Here is a 19,504-nt window from a genome sequence, read left to right on the forward strand (position 1 = left end):
GCATTCATTCCGGGCCTGGTAGGGCCACCGGGAGCTGGGTCAGCTCTCGGAGCGGTCCTCCGGAGCCACTTCCTTCGCCGGGACGGACTCCGTCACATTGGCGATGGCCGGCGTCGATCCGTTCGCCCCGTTCGTCAGCGACAGCTCCTTGGGGGAGAGCACCGGCGGGCGGGTGGACGGGGTGCGCCGGGAGGAGCCGGTCCACGCGGGGCGGGCCGGGCGCTTGTGGATCGGAGCGAAGATCTCGGCGATCTGCTCCTTGCTCAGCGTCTCCTTCTCCAGCAGCTGGAGCACCAGCTGGTCGAGGACGTCGCGGTTCTCGACCAGGATCTCCCAGGCCTCGTTGTGCGCGTTCTCGATGAGCTTCTTGACCTCTTCGTCGACGAGCGCGGCGACCTCTTCCGAGTAGTCACGCGGGTGCGACATCTCCCGGCCCAGGAAGGGCTCGGTGTTGTCGCCGCCGAACTTGATCGCGCCCAGCCGCTCGGTCATGCCGTACTGCGTGACCATCGCGCGGGCCGTTGCGGTGGCCTTCTCGATGTCGTTCGCAGCGCCCGTGGTCGGGTCGTGGAAGACGAGCTCCTCGGCCGCGCGGCCGCCCAGCATGTAGGCCAGCTGGTCCAGCATCTCGTTGCGCGTCGTGGAGTACTTGTCCTCGTCCGGCAGGACCATCGTGTAGCCGAGAGCACGGCCACGCGACAGGATCGTGATCTTGTGGACCGGGTCGGAGTTCGGAGACGCCGCCGCGACCAGGGCGTGGCCGCCCTCGTGGTACGCGGTGATCTTCTTCTCCTTGTCCGACATGATCCGGGTCCGCTTCTGCGGTCCCGCGACCACGCGGTCGATCGCCTCGTCCAGCATGGAGTTGTCGATCAGCTTCATGTCGCTGCGAGCCGTCAGAAGCGCGGCCTCGTTCAGCACGTTGGCGAGATCGGCACCCGTGAAGCCGGGGGTGCGACGGGCGACGGCCGAGAGGTCGACGTCCTGCGCGACCGGCTTGCCCTTCTGGTGAACCTTGAGGATCTCCAGACGGCCCTGCATGTCCGGGCGGTCGACCGCGATCTGGCGGTCGAAGCGGCCGGGACGCAGCAGCGCCGGGTCGAGGATGTCGGGCCGGTTCGTGGCGGCGATGAGAATCACACCGCCCTTCACGTCGAAGCCGTCCATCTCGACGAGCAGCTGGTTCAGCGTCTGCTCGCGCTCGTCGTGACCACCGCCGAGGCCGGCGCCGCGGTGGCGGCCGACCGCGTCGATCTCGTCGACGAAGACGATCGCCGGAGCGTTCGCCTTGGCCTGCTCGAACAGGTCACGGACTCGGGAGGCACCGACACCGACGAACATCTCGACGAAGTCGGAACCCGAGATCGAGTAGAAGGGGACGCCCGCTTCGCCCGCGACAGCGCGTGCGAGCAGCGTCTTACCGGTTCCAGGAGGCCCGTACAGGAGCACACCCTTGGGGATCTTCGCCCCGACGGCCTGGAACTTCGCCGGCTCCTGGAGGAACTCCTTGATCTCCTGGAGCTCCTCGACCGCCTCGTCCGAGCCCGCGACGTCCGAGAACGTCGTCTTCGGGGTGTCCTTGGTGATGAGCTTCGCCTTGGACTTCCCGAAGTTCATGACCCGGGAGCCGCCGCCCTGCATCTGGTTCATCAGGAACAGGAAGACGACGACGATGAGGACGAAGGGAAGCAGAGACAGCAGGATGCCGAGGAACGGGTTCTGCTTGGACGGCGAGACCGTGTAGCCGTCCGGAATCTGCTTGTTCTGGAACTTGTCCTGGAGTGTGTTGGCGAGGTTGACGCCCTGGTCACCGATGTAGCTCGCCTGGATCTTGGAGCTGCCGGAGACCTTCTGGCCATCCTTGAGCTGCACCTTGATGACCTGCTCGTCACCGGTGGTCAGCTTGGCCTCTTGGACCTTGTTGTCATTGATCGCCTGGACGACCTGGCCGGTGTCCACTGTCTTGTAGCCGCCGGACGAGCCGACGACCTGCATCAACACGACCACGGCAAGGACGGCCAGCACGATCCACATGACCGGCCCACGGAAGTATCGCTTCACGTCCATCCATACGGAGCGGTGCCGCCCCGTCCCTCCTGCCATAGTGAGTTTGATAAAGACTTATAAAGACTGTTCTTCGGACGGTACCCCAGCATTGTCACCCGAAGCTGCAGGGGACGACTGGGAATCCCTCCCACGCATGCTCCAACGGCGCGAAACCCGCTGGGGTTCCCGATCGTCTTACGAGGACTGGGACCCGGAGGTTCAGCCGCCGTAGACGTGAGGCGCGAGCGTACCGACGAACGGGAGGTTGCGGTACTTCTCCGCGTAGTCGAGGCCGTAGCCGATCACGAACTCGTTCGGGATGTCGAAGCCGACCCACTCCACGTCGATCGCGACCTTGGCCGCCTCCGGCTTGCGCAGCAGCGTGCACACCTTGAGGGAGGCCGGCTCGCGGGAGCCGAGGTTGGAGATCAGCCAGGACAGGGTCAGCCCGGAGTCGATGATGTCCTCGACGATCAGGACGTGCTTGCCCTTGATGTCGGTGTCGAGGTCCTTGAGGATCCGCACCACACCCGAGGACTGGGTACCCGCGCCGTACGACGACACCGCCATCCAGTCCATCGTGACGGGGGTGGACAGCGCACGCGCGAGGTCCGCCATGACCATGACGGCGCCCTTGAGGACACCGACGATCAGCAGGTCCTTGCCCACGTACTCCGCGTCGATCTTCGCAGCCAGCTCAGCCAGCTTGGCGTCGATCTCTTCCTTGGTGATGAGCACCGACTTGAGGTCGGTGCCCATGTCTTTCGCGTCCACCCGCATCACTTTCGGTCGTCCGTCCCACTTTTCTCGGGCTCGTTCACCTACGGGGCGCCGATGTCGCTCCCCTTCGGCTCACTCGCTCCGCCGCCCGGACCGCCCGCGACCCGAGTCAGGGGTCCCGGAGAGCCGCGTGAGCGGTCCCGATGGAGGGTCCGGTTTCAGCCTTGCCGAATCACCAGTCTGCCACCCTGTCGCTGAGCGACGACTTTGCCCGGGAGATTGATGGCTCCCTGACCGCGCCAGCCGGTGATCAGCCGGTCGACTTCTTCGATGTGGCGGGCGAACAGCGAACCGGCCGGGGCGCCCGCCTCGATGGCGGCGCGGCGCAGGATGCGGCGACGTACGGCGGGCGGCAGGGCGTAGAGCTTCGCGCACTCCAGGAGGCCCGCCGTGTCGCGTACGGAGGCCTCGGCCTGGCGGGCCCAGGCGTCGAGGGCGTCGGCGTCGTCACGGGACAGCTGCGCCGTCCTGGCGAGGGCCTCGACGACTCCTTTGCCGAGCGCCTTCTCCAGGGCGGGCAGGCCCTCGTGGCGCAGCCGGGAGCGGGTGTAGGCCGGGTCGGCGTTGTGCGGGTCGTCCCAGACGGGCAGCGACTGGACCATGCAGGCCTTGCGGGCGGTCTGCCGGTCCAGGTGCAGGAACGGTCGGCGGTAACGGCCGCCGGCCCCCGAGACCGCGGCCATGCCGGACAGGGAGCGGATGCCGGAGCCGCGGGCGAGGCCCAGCAGAACCGTCTCGGCCTGGTCGTCACGGGTGTGGCCGAGCAGGACGGCGGAGGCGCCGTGGCGCTCGGCGGCGGCGTCCAGGGCGGCGTACCTGGCGTCGCGGGCGGCGGCCTCGGGGCCGCCGTCGCGGCCCACGGTGACGGCGAGGGACTCGACGGGGGTCATGCCGAGCTCGACGAGGCGGGAGACGACGTCGTCGGCGCGCAGATCGGAGCCGGGCTGCAGACCGTGGTCCACGGTGATGCCACCGGCGCGGATGCCGAGTTTGGGGGCTTCGAAGGCGAGAGCCGAGGCGAGCGCCATGGAGTCGGCGCCGCCGGAGCAGGCGACGAGGACGAGCGGGGAGGACTCGCCTGGGGGACGGGTGTGGTCGGTGAGGACGTCGTGGAGTACGCGGCGGACCGCCAGGCGTATCGCCGCGACCGCAGGATGGGGACCCATGTCCGGTTCCCTTCATGAAGTTTTCGGGGGGTGAGCCCGAGTCTGGTCACACAGAGTGTGTAGATGGTGACAGAAACGGGCCGTTCCCCGAGCATTGCACGCCTACCGTTGGCTCACGGTCCCTCGGACGGGTGATTGGAGGGGCGTTCACCTGCCGTCGGCCGAATTCGTTTCACGACCTTGCCGTAGGGTTCACGACTCCGTCTTGCGGTGCACCCGTGCGACCCAGTCCGCCGGTTTGGCGATCTCCGTCTTGGTCGGGAGGGTGTTCGGGGAAGTCCACACACGGTTGAAGCCGTCCATGCCCACCTGGTCGACGACCGCACGCACGAACCGCTCACCATCCCTGTACTGCTTCAGTTTGGCATCCAAACCGAGCAGCTTGCGCAGGGCGAGGTCGAGCCGCGAGGCCCCCTTGGCCCGGCGCTGCTGGAACTTCTCGCGGATCTCGCCCACGGACGGGACCACGTCCGGACCCACGCCGTCCATCACGAAGTCGGCGTGGCCTTCCAGGAGGGACATCACGGCGGTGAGGCGGCCGAGGATCTCCCGCTGGGCCGGCGTCTGCACGATCTCGACCAGGGACCGGCCCCCGTCGTCCTCCTCGCCCTCGGGACGGCCGCCCGCGAGCGACTGGGCCGCCTCCCTGATGCGCTCCAGGACCGTCATGGGGTCGACCTCGGTCTCACCCAAGAAAGACTGGATTTCGCCCTCCAGGTGGTCGCGCAGCCAGGGCACGGCCGTGAACTGCGTACGGTGCGTCTCCTCGTGCAGACACACCCACAGGCGGAAGTCGTGGGGCTCCACGTCGAGTTCGCGCTCCACGTGGACGATGTTCGGCGCGACGAGAAGGAGCCTGCCGCCGCCGTTCTCACCCGCCGGGAGTTCCCTCGTCGCCGGGGCGAAGGTCTCGTACTGCCCAAGGACACGCGACGACAGGAACGACAGGAGCATGCCCAGCTCCACGCCGGTGACCTTGCCGCCGACGGCGCCGAGGACGGCCCCGCCCGGGGTGGTCCCCCGCCGTTCCTGCATCTTGTCCAGCAGGGGCTTCAGGAGTTCCCGGAACCCCGCGACGTTCGCCCGGACCCAGCCCGGGCGGTCCACCACCAGGATGGGGGTGTCGTGGAGGTCGTCCGTGCCCATACGAGTGAAGCCCCGGACATGTTCCTCCGAGGCCTTCGCATGCCGGCGCAGCTCCGCGACGACCTCTCGGGCCTCGTCGCGGCTCACCTCGGGGCCAGGCCGCACAAGCCGTGTCGCGGTCGCCACCGCGAGATTCCAGTCGACCATCTCGGCACCACCGATGCTCGTCATGCGTCAACCGTACGTGAGCGGGTCCAAGTGCGGTGAGGGGTAAGGCGCTGGATGCGCCCGTGCTCCGGGGCGCACGGGGCTCGTGGTACGAGTGGTGCCCAGGACCTGGCCGGGCAGGCCCTAACGGCAGCCGCAGCCCGCCAGTGCCGAGGCCGTGCGGTCCAGGGCCGACTGGGCCGCCGACGGGTCGGTCGTGTCGGAGGCCAGGAAGGCGAAGGCCAGCAGGCGGCCGTCGGCGTCGACGACCGTGCCCGCCAGGGTGTTCACCCCGGTCAGCGTGCCGGTCTTGGCGCGTACGAGACCGGTGCCAGAAGCGTCGTCGGCGTAACGGTCGCTGAGGGTGCCCGTGAAGCCCGCGACCGGCAGACCGGTGAGGATGGGCCGGAGTTCGGGATGGGCGGGGTCACCGGCCTTGACCAGGAGGGCCGTGAGCAGGTCCGCCGTCAGTCTGTCGTCCCGGTTCAGACCGCTGCCGTCCGTGAAGTGCGCGCCGGACAACGGGAGTCCGAGCTTCTTCAGCTCGGCGTCGATCGCCGCCGCGCCGCCCGCGAAGTCGGCCGGTCGGCCGGTGGCGAGGGCGACTTGGCGGGCCATGGCCTCCGCGATGTCGTTGTCGCTGTTCGTCAGCATCCGCTCGATGAGGGCGGACAGCGGCGGCGAGGAGACCGAGGCGAGGGACTGTGAGCGGTTCGTCGCCCTGGAGGGGCCCGGGGTCGTCGTCTTGATGCCCTTGGCCTCCAGCAGCCCCGCGAACTTCACGGCCGCGTCCGCCGCCGGGTCCGCGGCGCGATTGACCGGGCCGCTGACCGAGTCGTCGGTGCGGGCCTCGTCGACCATCAGGGCGCTGACCGGCGCGAGGTTGGGGTTGGTGCCGATGGGGTGCAGGGCGGAGCCGGTGTAGAGCGAGGTGTCGTACGAGAGCGTCACCTGGTTCAGATGACGGGCCTTCAGGGCGGTCGCCGTCTCGTCGGCCAGGGTGCGCAGGCTCGCCCAGCCCGCCGCCTCCTTGCGGACGGTCAGCGTGGGGTCGCCGCCGCCGACGAGCACGACCTCCTTGGTGCCGGGCTCCAGGACCGCGCGGGTCTCGATGCGGTGGTCGGCGCCCGCCGCGGAGAGCGCGGCGACCGCGGTGGCGATCTTCGTGGTGGAGGCAGGGGTCTGCGCGTCATCGGCGCCCTTGCCGTACAGCCGCTCGCCGGTCGCCACGTCGACGACCACGGCCGTGCGCCGCCCGCCGAGCGCGGGGTCGCCCAGGAGCCGGTCCAGGGTGCTCGTGAGGGCCTTCTGGGTGGGCGCGGGCACCGAGACGGTGGAGCCGCCTAGACCGGTCAGCACGGAGGCGGCGCTGGGCGCGGGCTTCGGCGCCGTGGGGGACGTATCGGAACTACGTCCGTGATCTGCGCCACCCTCCCCTTCTCGCGATGCGGCCCAGTCACGCTCGGCCGTACGCTGGCCGGAGGAGTCCCAGGGGCCGGCGAAGGCCACCGCCCCGGCCGCGAGTGCCAGGCCCGCGGTGGCGGCGACGGCTGTGAGCCACGGGGTCGTGAACTTCACGGAACGCGGCCGCACGGCTTGAGCAGCCCGCACCACATGCGGTCGCACGGACTGCGCAGCCCTCGTCGCACGCGGCTGCACGGCCTGCGCGACCCGCGTCACGTGCGGCTGCACGGTCCGCTTGATCCGCACCACATGCGGTCTCGCGGCCCGCCAAGCCCTCAGCTCTGGCACGACCACCAGCCCCTTTCGCGATCACACACCTGCGTGAGGGACACTTAACCACCAGAACTATGTGTTGATCATGGAGGAGCCACCGGTGGAGTTCGACGTCACGATCGAGATTCCGAAGGGTTCGCGGAACAAGTACGAGGTGGACCACGAGACCGGTCGGATCCGCTTGGACCGTCGACTCTTCACCTCGACCAGCTACCCGGCCGACTACGGCTTCGTCGAGAACACCCTCGGCGAGGACGGCGACCCGCTGGACGCGCTGGTCATCCTGGACGAGCCGACCTTCCCGGGCTGCCTCATCCAGTGCCGCGCGATCGGCATGTTCCGTATGACGGACGAGGCCGGCGGCGACGACAAGCTGCTGTGCGTCCCGGCGCACGACCCGCGTGTGGAGCACCTGCGGGACATCCACCACGTGTCGGAGTTCGACCGCCTGGAGATCCAGCACTTCTTCGAGGTCTACAAGGACCTCGAGCCCGGCAAGTCCGTCGAGGGCGCCAACTGGGTCGGCCGCGCGGAGGCCGAGGCCGAGATCGAGCGTTCCTACAAGCGCTTGAAGGAGCAGGGCGGTCACTGATCCCTCCTGAGCCCCGCGGGCCGCGTGACCCCTCCCGGGGTGGCGCGGCCCGTTCGCGTATCCGTGCGCATACTGGGGCGTACGGGAGGTGCACGGTCGGCAACAGCGGGAGTGGTGGGTGACGGAGGCGGAGGACCGCAAACCGCAGTCGGACGAGGCGAGGAGTGCCTTCGCACAGCCGGACGGCGTGGCACCGGCGGTCGAGGACGAATCGGGGACCACGTCGGAGTTCGCGGTCCCCAGAGGGCTCGTGCCGCCCGAGACGGCCGGCACCGAGTCCGAGGGGTCGGCGTTCAGCACCCCGCGCACCTACAGCGCGAAGCACGCCCCGCCCGCCTTCACACCGGCGACCGGCATCCCCGTGGTCAGCCTGACCAAGGACGTGCCCTGGCAGGACCGGATGCGCACGATGCTGCGCATGCCGGTGGCCGAGCGCCCGGCACCCGAACTCCAGCACAAGGAGGACGAGGCCGGCCCGGCCGTCCCCCGCGTGCTCGACCTGACGCTGCGCATCGGCGAGTTGCTGCTCGCGGGCGGTGAGGGCGCCGAGGACGTGGAGACGGCGATGTTCGCCGTCTGCCGCTCGTTCGGCCTGGACCGCTGCGAGCCGAACGTCACCTTCACCCTGTTGTCCATCTCGCACCAGCCGTCCCTGGTGGACGATCCCGTGACGGCCTCCCGGACCGTACGCCGCCGGGGCACCGACTACACGCGGCTCGCGGCCGTCTACCGGCTCGTCGACGACCTGAGCGACCCGGAGACCGCGTTCTCCCTGGAGGAGGCCTACCGGCGCCTCGCGGAGATGCGGCGCAACCGGCACCCGTATCCCGGCTGGGTGCTGACCGGCTGCACCGGGCTGCTGGCGGGTGCGGCCTCGGTGCTCGTGGGCGGTGACGCGATCGTGTTCGTCGCGGCGGCGCTCGGCGCGATGCTGGGCGACCGGCTGGCCTGGCTCTGCGCGGGGCGCGGGCTGCCGGAGTTCTACCAGTTCACGGTGGCCGCGATGCCGCCGGCCGCGATAGGTGTCGCGCTCCAGCTCGCGCACGTCGACGCGAACTCGTCCGCGGTGATCACCGGTGGACTGTTCGCGCTGCTGCCCGGGCGGGCGCTCGTCGCGGGGGTCCAGGACGGACTGACCGGCTTCTACATCACCGCGTCCGCGCGCCTTCTGGAGGTCATGTACCTCTTCGTCGGCATCATCGTCGGCGTCCTCATCGTGCTCTATTTCGGCGTGAAGTTCGGCGCCGCGCTCAATCCGGACCAGGCGCTCAGCATCTCCAAGCGGCCCCTGGTGCAGATCGCCGCCGCCATGCTGCTGTCCCTGACCTTCGCCGTCCTGCTCCAGCAGGAACGATCCACTGTGCTCGCGGTGACCCTCAACGGAGGCGTCGCCTGGTCGGTGTACGGGGCGATGCACTACCCGGGGGGCATCTCGCCGGTCGCCTCCACCGCCGTCGCGGCGGGCCTGGTGGGCCTCTTCGGGCAGCTGCTGTCCCGCTACCGGTTCGCGTCCGCGCTGCCGTACACGACCGCCGCGATAGGGCCCCTGCTCCCGGGGTCGGCCACTTACTTCGGGCTGCTGTCGATCGCCCAGAGCAACGTCGACAAGGGCCTGGTGTCGCTCTCCAAGGCCGCGGCGCTCGCCATGGCCATCGCCATCGGTGTGAACCTGGGATCGGAGATCTCCCGGCTGTTCCTGCGGGTGCCGGGGGGCTCCGCCGGGGAGCGCCGGGCCGCGAAGCGAACACGGGGGTTCTGAGCGCCGGGCGCCCACAGGCTCGACGCGTGGTGCCGGGAGGCGGCTGCGGGTTCGTCGTGGCTGATCGCGCGGTTCCCCGCGCCCCTTTCGGGGCGCTCAGTTGCCGTACGGGTATTGCTGGTAGCTCTGGTCCTGGTTGCCGTAAGGCTGCTGGGGCTGCTGCTGCGGGTAGCCCTGCGGGTGCTGCTGGGGCGGGTAGGTCTGGCCTTGGCCCTGGTCGTAGTTCGGGTCGTAGTTCGGGTCGAAGTTCTGACCGTAGTTCTGGTCGTAGCCCTGGCCCTGGCCCTGGTAGTAGCCCTGGTCCTGGCTGGCGTACGGCTGCTGGGGCTGCTGCTGCGGGTAGCCCTGGGCGTACTGGTCCTGCTGGTGCCGGTCCTGCTGGTACGGGTCATGGCTCTGCTGCGGCTGGTGCATGCGCAGCGGGCGCGTCGCGTCGTCCATGGCGGGGGGCATGGACTGCTGCTGGTAGGCGGCCGGGCCCTGGGGGGTCTCCGGCGCCGGCGGGTTCTTCTTGGCCTTGGAACGCGCCCGCAGGAACTCGATGGCGATCGGGACCACCGAGACGAGGACGATCAGGATCAGGATCGCCTCGATGTTGTTCTTGACGAAGTCGATCTTGCCGAGCCAGGAGCCGAGCAGCGTGACGCCCGCGCCCCACAGGACACCACCGATGACGTTGAAGGTGATGAAGGAGCGGTACTTCATGCCGCTGACGCCCGCGATGATCGGCGTGAAGGTGCGCACGATGGGCACGAAGCGGGCGAGGACCAGGGACTTGGGCCCGTACTTCTCGAAGAACTCGTGGGCCTTGACCACGTTCTCCTGCTTGAAGAGGCGGGAGTCCGGGCGGGTGAAGAGCGAGGGGCCGACCTTCTTGCCGAACAGGTAACCCGCTTGGTCGCCCAGGACCGCGGCGACGCAGATCAGGGCGACGGCCCCCCACAGCGGGAAGTCCAGCTGGTTCGACGTGATCAGCAGACCGCAGGTGAACAGCAGCGAGTCACCCGGCAGGAAGAAGCCGATCAGCAGGCCGGACTCGGCGAAGACGATGAGCAGCAGGCCCCAGATGCCGAAGTTGTCCAGGAGCGTGTTCGGATCCAGCCAGCTTGGACCAAGGGCAAGCGTCGTCACGGTTCCGGGCTCCTGAGGGGTGAAGGAAGAGTACGGCGGTCCTGGGACGGCAGTACGGCAGTACATCAGTACTGTCGGCCAAAGCTATCAACGCACAGTGTCCGTGCCAGGTTCCACCAGTGCCCCCAGGATGCACTGTGCGCCCACTGGGACAAAGCTGTGGACCATGGGCATCGATGAGTACGGAGGCGGCCAGGGACCCCAGTCGGACGTCCTGGTCGTGACGACGAACGACGCGCCCGGTTACCGCGTCCAGCAGGTCATCGGCGAGGTCTTCGGCCTCACCGTGCGGTCCCGGCATCTGGGCAGCCAGATCGGCGCGGGTCTGAAGTCGATGATCGGCGGCGAGCTCAAGGGGCTCACCAAGACCCTCGTGGAGACCCGCAACCAGGCCATGGAACGACTCGTCGAGCAGGCACGGGGCGAGGGGCGAACGCGGTGCTGATGATGCGGTTCGACGTGACCGAGGCGGCGGATGTGGGCACGGAGGTGTGCGCGTACGGCACCGCGGTGGTCCTGGTGAAGGAGTAGGGCACGACCGGCCGCAGAACCGGAATCCGGTAAGGGGCACCCGCCCCTGCGGGTGCCCCTTACCGGATCGCTGTCAGGCTTCCTGGGAGTGCCGGGCCGCGTTCGCCGTGATCGCGTCCCTGAGGTGCTCGGCGAGACCCGGGCGCATGGAGTCGTAGTACGCCTTGAAGCGCTCGTCGGACACGTACATCGCGCCGAGGCAGCCGTGGAGCTCGTACGAGCAGTCGTAGTACCACTTGCCGATGTGCCGCCGGTGTTCCTCGGCCATGTCCATGGCCCGCTCGCCGGTCGCGGGTTCGCCCGCTTCCATGAGGGCGTCGTAGCGCTCGCCCCAGGAGGCGACCTCGGCCTGGATGCGCTGCCAGTCGTCCTTGGTGTAGCGGGCGGCGCGGCGCTGTGACTCGGCGTACTCCGCCGTGCCGCCCCACCGCCGTTCGGCCTCCTCCGCGTGCTCCTCGGGATCCTTGTCCCCGAAGACCTCGAACTTCTCCTCGGGCGTGAGGTTGATGCCCATCGTGCGTGCCTCCATGGCGTGCTCCACGGCCGCGGCCATCTTCTGCAGCTTCTCGATCCGGGCGGTCAGCAGCTCGTGCTGGCGGCGCAGGTGCGCGCGCGGGTCCGCGTCCGGGTCGTCGAGCAGGGCCGCGACCTCGTCGAGCGGGAAGCCCAGCTCCCGGTAGAACAGGATCTGTTGCAGCCGGTCGAGGTCGGCGTCGCTGTAGCGCCGGTGCCCCGCGTGGTTGCGCTCGCTCGGGACGAGCAGGCCGATCTCGTCGTAGTGGTGCAGGGTGCGCACCGTGACCCCGGCGAAACCGGCGACCTGGCCCACTGAGTAGCCCACTTCCGCTCCTTCCTCGGTACGCGTCCCACCATCAGCCCTCACGCCACGTGAGGTGCAAGCCGGAATTCCCGGGCGCCGGAGCGCATCTTTCGGGATGTTTCGCGGCTTTTGCCCGCTTAGGGTGTGGCCGTGAGCACCGATGCGTCCACGTCGACCCCCTTACGGCGCCTGCTGCCGTTGATCGTGCCCTCCGTGGTGGTCGGTGTGGCCGCGGCGCTCGTCCTGCTGGGCGTCAGCCTGCTCGCCGACCGGTTCAAGGACGTCCTGTGGGAGACCCTTCCGGACGCACTGGGCGTGGGCCGCTACTCCGTGCTGCGGATGGTCGTGATGCTCACGGCGACCGGCATCGCGGCGGGTCTGGTGGTGTGGAAGGTACCGGGGCACGCGGGGCCGGATCCGGCGACCACGGGCCTGGTCGACGCTCCCCTGCCGCCCCGCGTTCTGCCCGGGCTGCTCGTCGCCACCGTGCTGACGCTGGCGGGCGGGGTGAGCCTGGGCCCCGAGAACCCGATCACGGCCGTCAACGTGGCCCTCGCCTACTGGCTCGGCACCCGCGTGGTCCCGGGCTCCGCCGTGGGGCTGTGGGTGGGCCTGGCGGTCGCGGGCACGATCGGCGCCCTGTTCGGTACACCGGTGGCCGCCGCGCTGGTCTTCTCCGAGGTACTGGCCGGACAGCCGGGGACCGGCGCCCTCTGGGACCGGCTGCTGCCGCCGCTGCTCGCGGGCGGCACGGGCGCGCTGACCATGGCCCTGCTGGAGCACCCGAGCTTCGACCTCGCGCTGCCCGCCTACGCGGGCCCCCACTGGGGCGACCTGCTGAGCGCTCTGGTGGTCGCCTCGTCGGCCGCGGCGGTCGGGATGACCGCGGTGTACGCCCTCCCTTACGTCCACGGCGCCTTCTCGCGGCTCAGGCACCCCATGGTGGCGCTTCCCGCGGGCGGTCTCGTCCTGGGGCTGCTGGGGGCGCTGGGCGGGCCTCTGACGCTCTTCAAGGGCCTGGACGAGGTGAAGACCCTCGCGGCGAACCCGGAGGGCTGGTCGGCGGGACGGTTCGCGCTGATGTTCGCGGTGAAGCTGGCCGCGCTTCTCGTCGCCACCTCGTGCGGCTTCCGGGGCGGCCGGATCTTTCCCTCCGTGTTCGCCGGGGTAGCTCTCGGGCTGTGCGCGCACGCGTTGGTACCGCAGGTGAATCCCACGCTCGCCGTGGTGTGCGCGGTCCTGGGTGTGCTCCTGGCCGTCACCCGGCAGGGCTGGATCAGTCTGTTCACGGCGTCCGTCCTGGTGGCCCAGCCTGCCGTGCTGCCCGTGCTGGTGCTGGCCTCGGTACCGGCCTGGCTGATCGTCACCGGACGCCCGCAGATGCAGTTGCGCGCCGACGGGAGCTCGATCCGGTGAACCGACAGGCCCCTCCGATCCGATGAACCAGTGGGAACCCGATCCGATGAACCAGTAGGACCCCCGATCCGCTCAACCAATAGGAACCTCCGGCCAACCAGCAGGACCGTCCGACCGCCGACTCGATGGGAGATCCCATGCCGCTCCACCTAGGTCCCGAGAAGCCAGACGAACAACCGGTGTCCGTCAACCCCTTCTTCGGGGAGGCGAATCCGGTCGGGGGCATGACCGAGGCCCCGCCCAAGCACCGGCTTCCGGACGGGCCGCTGCCACCCAACACCGCGTATCAGGTCGTCCACGACGATCTGATGCTGGACGGGAACGCGCGGCTGAACCTCGCCACCTTCGTCACCACCTGGATGGAACCGCAGGCCGGGGTGCTGATGGGCGAGTGCCGGGACAAGAACATGATCGACAAGGACGAGTACCCGCGCACCGCCGAGCTGGAGCGGCGCTGCGTGGCGATGCTCGCGGACTTGTGGAACGCGCCGGATCCGGCATCCACCGTCGGCTGTTCGACGACCGGATCGAGCGAGGCGTGCATGCTCGCCGGCATGGCGCTGAAGCGGCGCTGGATGCAGCGGAACGCGGATCGCTACCCCGGAGCACGCCCCAATCTCGTGATGGGGGTGAACGTCCAGGTGTGCTGGGAGAAGTTCTGCAACTTCTGGGAGGTCGAGGCACGCCAGGTGCCCATGGAGGGCGACCGGTTCCATCTCGACCCACAGGCGGCGGCCGAGCTGTGCGACGAGAACACGATCGGGGTCGTCGGCATCCTCGGCTCCACCTTCGACGGGTCCTACGAGCCGATCGCCGAGCTGTGCGCGGCCCTCGACCAGCTCCAGGAGCGTACGGGCCTGGACATCCCCGTCCATGTCGACGGCGCGTCCGGCGCGATGATCGCGCCCTTCCTCGACCCGGACCTGGTCTGGGACTTCAGGCTGCCGCGGGTGTCCTCGATCAACACCTCGGGCCACAAGTACGGGCTGGTCTACCCGGGCGTCGGCTGGGCGCTGTGGCGGACCGCCGCCGAGCTGCCCGAGGAGCTCGTCTTCCGGGTCAACTACTTGGGCGGCAACATGCCGACCTTCGCCCTCAACTTCTCCCGTCCGGGCGCGCAGGTCGTGGCGCAGTACTACACGTTCCTACGGCTGGGCCGGGAGGGCTTCCGGGCCGTTCAGCAGACGACCAGAGACCTGGCCCGCGGGCTCGCCGCGCGGATCGAGGCGCTGGAGGACTTCCGACTCCTCACCCGGGGCGACGAGTTGCCCGTCTTCGCCTTCACCACGGCACCCCATGTGACCGCGTACGACGTCTTCGACGTGTCCCGGCGCATGCGGGAGAGCGGCTGGCTGGTGCCCGCGTACACCTTCCCGGCCAACCGGGAGGACCTGTCCGTCCTGCGTGTGGTGTGCCGCAACGGCTTCTCGGTGGATCTCGCCGACCTGTTCATCGAGGACCTGACCCGGCTGGTGCCCCAACTGCGCAGGCTGCCGCACCCCCTGACCCAGGACAAGGAGGCGGCGACGGGCTTCCATCACTAGGGCCTGTCCGGCGGATCAAGTCGCAGGAAACCGGCGGTGCTTCATCGACGCTGGTGAGCGGGGCTTGGTGCGTCCAGCTGCAAGGCGGAGGAGGGCGACGACGCGGAGCGTCGGCAACCGACGACAACGCCGCAGACGGGCGTGCCAAGCCCCGCGTCTGCGGCATGATCCGCCGGACAGGCCCTAGGGCCTGTCCGGCGGAGGGCGTGGCTACTCCTGGTCGCCGGGGTGCGGGGATCCCGTGGCGTACGGGTTCTCCTCGCCGTCGACCAGGACGCCGACGAAGGGTTCGCCCTCTCCGGCGAAGGTGTACGCGCCGCCCTGGATGCGCTCGATCAGGCCCCGGGTCCACTGTGCGCCGAAGTCGGCGGAGTGGACCCAGAAGTTCATGATCTCGCCGATGTGGCCGAGCTGCCCGGGGCCGTCCTCGGGGGTGTAGTACCCGGTGACGGACTCGCGCCACTCCTCGATGGCGCGCACCCGCTCCTGGAGGAGTGCGAGGGTCTCCGCACGGCGGAGGTCGACCATGAAGCCGAGCGCGGCCGAGAGGATGTCCGGTTTCTGGTCGTACGCGGTCAGCGACCGGCGCAGCAGCGTGAAGTACTCCTCGGTGCCCTGGTCCGTGATCTCATACTCGGTGCGCGGCGGGCCGCCCGCCGTGGACGGGGCGATCTCGTGGGCGTTTAGCAGTCCCTGTTTCGCCATCTGCTTGAGCGCGTGGTAGATCGAGCCGGGCTTGGCGTTGGACCACTCGTGCGCGCCCCAGTACTCGAGGTCGTTGCGCACCTGGTAGCCGTGGGCCCGCCCGTGCTGGCGGACGGCACCCAGCACCAGGAGACGGATCGCTGACATGGGGTCCAGGTTATGGGGCAGATGAGGGCGCGGAAGTCAACGTTCCTTCGCGCGGGCGACCAGCTCGAAGGCGGTGGCGCCGTCCAGGGACTCGCGGATGATGTCGGCGTGGCCGGCGTGCCGGGCCGTCTCGCGGATCAGGTGGAGCGCCACCCAGCGCATCGAGACCCGTTCCCGGGGGAACCAGGGGGCTTCGGGCAGCGCGAAGGTCTCGTCGAGGCTGGATGCCGAGCGGATGAACGCCTCCGTCTCGGCGGCGACCTTCTCCCAGTACCCGAGCTGCGACTCGACGGTCTCGTCGCCGACGAGCGTGAAGCACTCGTGCCAGGTCGACTCGTCCCGCTCGACGGCCGGCGACTCGCCCTTGGCGCGGGCGATCCAGGCCTGCTCGGTCTCGGCGACGTGCTTGAGCAGTCCGGCCAGGGACAGTTCGCTCGCGCTCGGCCGACTCGTGGCCTGTTCCGGCGTCAGACCGATCAGGGCCCGTCGGATCCCGCCGCGCTCGGCCTCCAGGAAGGAGAGCAGCGCTCCGCGCTCGTCGCCGGGAGCCCCTGCCGAAACGTGAGTAACCATGATCGCCGCCTTTCGTCGGTCCACCTGCCTGGCATCCCCTGCCTGGCACCGACGAACGTACGGGCCCTTGCGGTCAGCTTCTGTCCGGAACTGACACCCTTGCGGAAACAAATTCAGAGACCCAATCACTCATGAGCTTGCTGAGAAGCCGGGTTCTCAGCAATCACGTTGCGCGAGAAACCTCGCACGGTCTAATGTGATCAGGACTGAAGGTGAGGCCGCAGTCAGGTCACCGCGCGGCTGGCGTACGCCCACTCACCGGACTCCGGAAAGAGCTGTGCCCCGGGCTGTGTGCAATGCAGTGACAGTACTCCGGGGCGCACAAATCTGAGGCTAACACGGAAGCTTTCATTCAGGGGGCAGCGGTGACTGAGGACGAGGCCAAGCGGATCGTCGACGCAATCTCGGCCGAGCGGTTCCAGCCGTTTCTCGACGAGTGCGGCGGCGATGTCGTCCTGGCCCTGCGCCTGTACTGCTGGGACGGCGAGATCTCCCGGGCCTTCCTCGGCATCCTGCGGGATTTTGAGGTTGCCATGCGCAACTCGTTCCACGCCAAGTTAAGCGGGCGGTACGGGCGTACCGACTGGTGGCATTCGCCGCGTGTCCAGCTCACCACCAAGGGCAATGAGCAGGTACGCAGCGCACAGCAATCCCTCCAGCGTGAGTACGGTGCCGGATACAGCGCCGACGACATGGTGGCCCAGCTGACCCTCGGCTTCTGGGTGGGTCTGACCGGTCGCGGCGTCAACTACGAGATGCAGTTCTGGAACCCTGCCCTCCGCCATACCTTCCGTGGCTACCGAGGCCGCCGCGGCGCGCTCCAACAGCAGCTGGACTACATACGCAAGTTCCGCAACCGCATCGGCCACCACGAGCGCATCTGCCACCGCCACCTGCCGCAGGACTTCGACACACTTCTGCGGCTCATGCAGTACGTTTCGCCGGAGAAGGCCGAACTGCACCGACAGCACAGCCAGGTCCCGGCCGTCCTCGACCGCAAGGCGGACGTGCTCGCCGGCAGCGAGCCGGTGAGAGTCTGATGCCCCAGGCGAACCAGTCAGCGCAGCCGACCATGTCTGCTCCTTACGCGCCCGTCACACTCGGCGAGATCAAGGAACTCGCCGAAGTCGGACGCCCGACGGTCAGCAACTGGCGGCGCCGGTTCTCCCCCGCCGCCCTGGCTGCCACTAACGACCGGCGCCCCCCCTTCCCCGAACCGACCGGCGGCAGCGAGAGCAAGCCCCTCTTCGACGCGTTGGAGATCGCGGACTGGCTGGACCTGCGTCCCGTCCCCGACACGGAACCGGATGAGAACGGCAAGATCCCCACGTACGGGGACCGGTTCAGGCGAGGTCTGAGACTGCGGGGCCTGGTGGGGCTCAAGCATCGTCTGGGCTCGGCGGAGACGCTGATCGCGCGGGCCCTGGCGACCATCGCCATGTGGGCCGAGGGCCAGAATCTCCTGCCCGAGTACCTGCCGGAGTGCCTGCAGACCGACTATGACGCGGCCGGCCCCGATGTCCGGCAGGCCGTCTTGGCCCTCACTCACGAGATCGGCTCACCGGGCAAGGCGGCGGACGCGATTCTCGGCATCGACGAGGACGTGGAACTCGCCAAGCGTCTCGAATCCGACCTCGTCATGGACACCGTCCCCCGGGAGATCGTGGCTCTAGTCGCCTCGCTCATCGGGCCGAACGGGGGAGGTCCCGGCCAGCGTTCCACCATCAGCCTGTGCGCGGGCCTGGGCGAACTGCTCCTCGGCATGGACGGCGGCCCGCGTGGCAGGCTCCGCGGCCACGGCGAGCTGGTGGCGGTCGAGCCCGACCCGCTGCGGCGAAAGCTCCTGGAGTACCGGCTCCTTAGCCATGAGATGTACACGGACGTCTGCCCTCACCCTTCAGACCTGGACACCCCGCGCTGGTGGGGAGGGGCGCCGGGCGACGAACCCTGGACCTTTTCCACCGCAGACATCGTGCTGGCCTCACCCCCGTACGCCTCAGGGGAGCGGGAGCGGGACGAGAAAGGTCCGATGTGGTGGGCGCAGGAAGCGGCCCGGCGTCTCAACCGTGGCGGGCAGGGCTACGCCGTCGTACCGGCCTGGGCTCTGACACGTACGCGGGGTGCGTCGCCCGCGCCGACGGTCGACGCGCGCGAGCAGTTGCTGGCCATGGGAAGCGTCGCGGCGATCGTCCAACTCCCCCGCCGTATCCACCCGTTCCGTACGGGTGCCGAGTACGCGCTGTTCGTCCTGCGGTCACCGGCGCACAACCCCGCCGAACGTCAGGTCCTGCTCATCGACGCCGACCGCATCGCGCGGCGGACGGGCGGTCGGAAGTGGATCGGCGACGTGGCGCAGTTGATGCTCGGGGAGAGCGAACCGAACCCACAGGACGCGCGCTCATTTCCCCTACGATCCACGCGTCCGGGCGAGGAACAGCTGCTGGACGGCCGCTCGCTCCTGCCCGCGCACCGGCTCGCGGCACCCGAGGCCGACGTCGACCATTTCGAGGAGACCGTCACCGCGCGGCGGACCACCATGGCCGCGATGCCGCAACTGCGCGACTGGCTGGGCGACATGGGCATCGCGAAACGTCGTACGCCGATACGGCACCGGAAGCTGGACGAGCCCCTCACGGCAGGCCAGCTGAAGTCGTTCACCGGACACCGCATCAAGGACTCCGACATCTCGGACGCCGGCCTTCCGGTCATCGGCCGCGAGGAGATGCTGGGCGAGTTGCCGGTCGGGCAACGGCGAATCGATCCGGAAACGCTGGCGGCATACTCCTCCGCCAAGGTCACCGAGCGGGGAGATGTCATCGTGCTGGCCGAGCACGGGGTGCGGTGCCAGGTCGACCAAGCAGGAGGCTGCGTACTGCTGTCGCCTGTGCAAGGGCTACGGATCGCCAAGTACCGCGAGTACCTGGTGGCGGTGGCCAAGAGCGAGCCCATCCGCCCGGATGCCCTGTGGATGCGTCCGTACTCGCTGGCCCATCTGATCCAGGCCCCGCGCAACCAACATCGCGGCAGCGGCTCGCTCGTACGACGCGTCAGCGTCCGCGACCTGGACCTGCCGCAGCTGCCCCCTGAGGAGATCACCGAACTGGAGGCCATCCTGACGGAGACGGAACGGCTGCGAGCCGACGTACGCAGACAGCTGGAAGCGCTGGACCGCCTCGCCGCGCGCATCTCGGCCGGTGTCGCCGACGGCGACCTGGCGTTGCGGCGGCGCTAACTGGCATCGGCTGTAGGACAGTTCCCAGTACA

General features: G+C 69.2%; 15 protein-coding genes and 1 pseudogene. 7 read left to right on the forward strand and 9 right to left on the reverse strand.

The features are described 5' to 3' along the window. Positions 1–39: 39 nt before the first annotated feature. From ftsH to dacB, 5 genes are all read right to left on the reverse strand, one after another. Positions 40–2,067 carry an ATP-dependent zinc metalloprotease FtsH gene (ftsH, locus tag ACZ69M_RS13260; protein WP_075032448.1) on the reverse strand — a complete coding sequence of 676 codons (2,028 nt, stop codon included), beginning with the start codon at positions 2,065–2,067 and terminating at the stop codon, positions 40–42. A gap of 198 nt (positions 2,068–2,265) precedes the next feature. Beyond that, positions 2,266–2,826, reverse strand: coding sequence for a hypoxanthine phosphoribosyltransferase (gene hpt / locus ACZ69M_RS13265; protein ID WP_054237479.1), 561 nt, complete (start codon positions 2,824–2,826; stop codon positions 2,266–2,268). A 158-nt stretch (positions 2,827–2,984) separates the two neighbouring features. After that, entirely contained in the window at positions 2,985–3,992 is a 1,008-nt protein-coding gene (gene tilS / locus ACZ69M_RS13270) for a tRNA lysidine(34) synthetase TilS (protein ID WP_067373722.1), read from the reverse strand. 192 nt (positions 3,993–4,184) lie between these two features. After that, the gene (locus ACZ69M_RS13275; protein WP_470049458.1) at positions 4,185–5,309 is read right to left on the reverse strand and encodes a zinc-dependent metalloprotease; all 1,125 of its coding nucleotides are present in this window, start codon (positions 5,307–5,309) and stop codon (positions 4,185–4,187) included. 120 nt (positions 5,310–5,429) lie between these two features. Then, positions 5,430–7,043 (reverse strand): D-alanyl-D-alanine carboxypeptidase/D-alanyl-D-alanine endopeptidase, encoded by a 1,614-nt coding sequence (gene dacB / locus ACZ69M_RS13280; RefSeq protein ID WP_470049459.1) that lies wholly within the window; start codon positions 7,041–7,043, stop codon positions 5,430–5,432. Positions 7,044–7,122: 79 nt separating this feature from the next. On the opposite strand from dacB, the gene ACZ69M_RS13285 reads away from it, so the two are divergent. Beyond that, positions 7,123–7,614, forward strand: a complete 492-nt coding sequence (locus tag ACZ69M_RS13285; RefSeq protein WP_054237475.1) for an inorganic diphosphatase — start codon at positions 7,123–7,125, stop codon at positions 7,612–7,614. Between the two features lie 118 nt (positions 7,615–7,732). Further along, positions 7,733–9,373, forward strand: coding sequence for a threonine/serine exporter family protein (locus tag ACZ69M_RS13290; RefSeq protein WP_470049461.1), 1,641 nt, complete (start codon positions 7,733–7,735; stop codon positions 9,371–9,373). A 96-nt stretch (positions 9,374–9,469) separates the two neighbouring features. Here the strand turns inward: ACZ69M_RS13290 and ACZ69M_RS13295 are convergent, their stop codons facing one another. Further along, a complete protein-coding gene (locus ACZ69M_RS13295) occupies positions 9,470–10,504 on the reverse strand; it encodes a DedA family protein (protein WP_470049462.1) in 1,035 nt (344 codons plus the stop codon). A gap of 166 nt (positions 10,505–10,670) precedes the next feature. On the opposite strand from ACZ69M_RS13295, the pseudogene ACZ69M_RS13300 reads away from it, so the two are divergent. Then, a pseudogene (locus ACZ69M_RS13300) lies at positions 10,671–11,035 on the forward strand (YbjQ family protein). A gap of 73 nt (positions 11,036–11,108) precedes the next feature. Here the strand turns inward: ACZ69M_RS13300 and ACZ69M_RS13305 are convergent. After that, on the reverse strand, positions 11,109–11,876 hold the full coding sequence (locus tag ACZ69M_RS13305) for a MerR family transcriptional regulator (protein WP_470049463.1): 768 nt from the start codon (positions 11,874–11,876) through the stop codon (positions 11,109–11,111). Positions 11,877–12,005: 129 nt separating this feature from the next. Here ACZ69M_RS13305 and ACZ69M_RS13310 point away from each other — a divergent pair, with 129 nt between their 5' ends. Together ACZ69M_RS13310 and ACZ69M_RS13315 are read left to right on the forward strand one after the other, a co-directional pair. Then, on the forward strand, positions 12,006–13,271 hold the full coding sequence (locus ACZ69M_RS13310) for an ion channel protein (protein WP_470049465.1): 1,266 nt from the start codon (positions 12,006–12,008) through the stop codon (positions 13,269–13,271). A 137-nt stretch (positions 13,272–13,408) separates the two neighbouring features. Beyond that, a complete protein-coding gene (locus ACZ69M_RS13315) occupies positions 13,409–14,815 on the forward strand; it encodes a glutamate decarboxylase (RefSeq protein WP_470049467.1) in 1,407 nt (468 codons plus the stop codon). Positions 14,816–15,025: 210 nt separating this feature from the next. On the opposite strand, the gene ACZ69M_RS13320 is transcribed toward ACZ69M_RS13315, so the two are convergent. Together ACZ69M_RS13320 and ACZ69M_RS13325 are read right to left on the reverse strand one after the other, a co-directional pair. Beyond that, entirely contained in the window at positions 15,026–15,667 is a 642-nt protein-coding gene (locus ACZ69M_RS13320; protein WP_470049469.1) for a PadR family transcriptional regulator, read from the reverse strand. Between the two features lie 36 nt (positions 15,668–15,703). After that, a complete protein-coding gene (locus ACZ69M_RS13325) occupies positions 15,704–16,240 on the reverse strand; it encodes a DinB family protein (protein WP_470049471.1) in 537 nt (178 codons plus the stop codon). Between the two features lie 365 nt (positions 16,241–16,605). On the opposite strand from ACZ69M_RS13325, the gene ACZ69M_RS13330 reads away from it, so the two are divergent. After that, positions 16,606–17,280, forward strand: a complete 675-nt coding sequence (locus ACZ69M_RS13330; protein WP_470049473.1) for an Abi family protein — start codon at positions 16,606–16,608, stop codon at positions 17,278–17,280. A 32-nt stretch (positions 17,281–17,312) separates the two neighbouring features. Further along, positions 17,313–19,472, forward strand: a complete 2,160-nt coding sequence (locus ACZ69M_RS13335) for a DNA methyltransferase family protein (RefSeq protein WP_470049475.1) — start codon at positions 17,313–17,315, stop codon at positions 19,470–19,472. Positions 19,473–19,504: the final 32 nt, after the last annotated feature.

The sequence above is a fragment of the Streptomyces sp. NPDC107454 genome, from assembly GCF_055582885.1.

Excerpts from the sequence above, each read along its gene's own strand:
- hpt (WP_054237479.1), bottom strand. The coding sequence starts at position 2,826 with ATGCGGGTGGACGCGAAAGACATGGGCACCGACCTCAAGTCGGTGCTC.
- ACZ69M_RS13335 (WP_470049475.1), top strand. The coding sequence starts at position 17,313 with ATGTCTGCTCCTTACGCGCCCGTCACACTCGGCGAGATCAAGGAACTC.
- ftsH (WP_075032448.1), bottom strand. The coding sequence starts at position 2,067 with ATGGACGTGAAGCGATACTTCCGTGGGCCGGTCATGTGGATCGTGCTG.
- ACZ69M_RS13275 (WP_470049458.1), bottom strand. The coding sequence starts at position 5,309 with ATGACGAGCATCGGTGGTGCCGAGATGGTCGACTGGAATCTCGCGGTG.
- tilS (WP_067373722.1), bottom strand. The coding sequence starts at position 3,992 with ATGGGTCCCCATCCTGCGGTCGCGGCGATACGCCTGGCGGTCCGCCGC.
- ACZ69M_RS13315 (WP_470049467.1), top strand. The coding sequence starts at position 13,409 with ATGCCGCTCCACCTAGGTCCCGAGAAGCCAGACGAACAACCGGTGTCC.
- ACZ69M_RS13325 (WP_470049471.1), bottom strand. The coding sequence starts at position 16,240 with ATGGTTACTCACGTTTCGGCAGGGGCTCCCGGCGACGAGCGCGGAGCG.
- ACZ69M_RS13320 (WP_470049469.1), bottom strand. The coding sequence starts at position 15,667 with ATGTCAGCGATCCGTCTCCTGGTGCTGGGTGCCGTCCGCCAGCACGGG.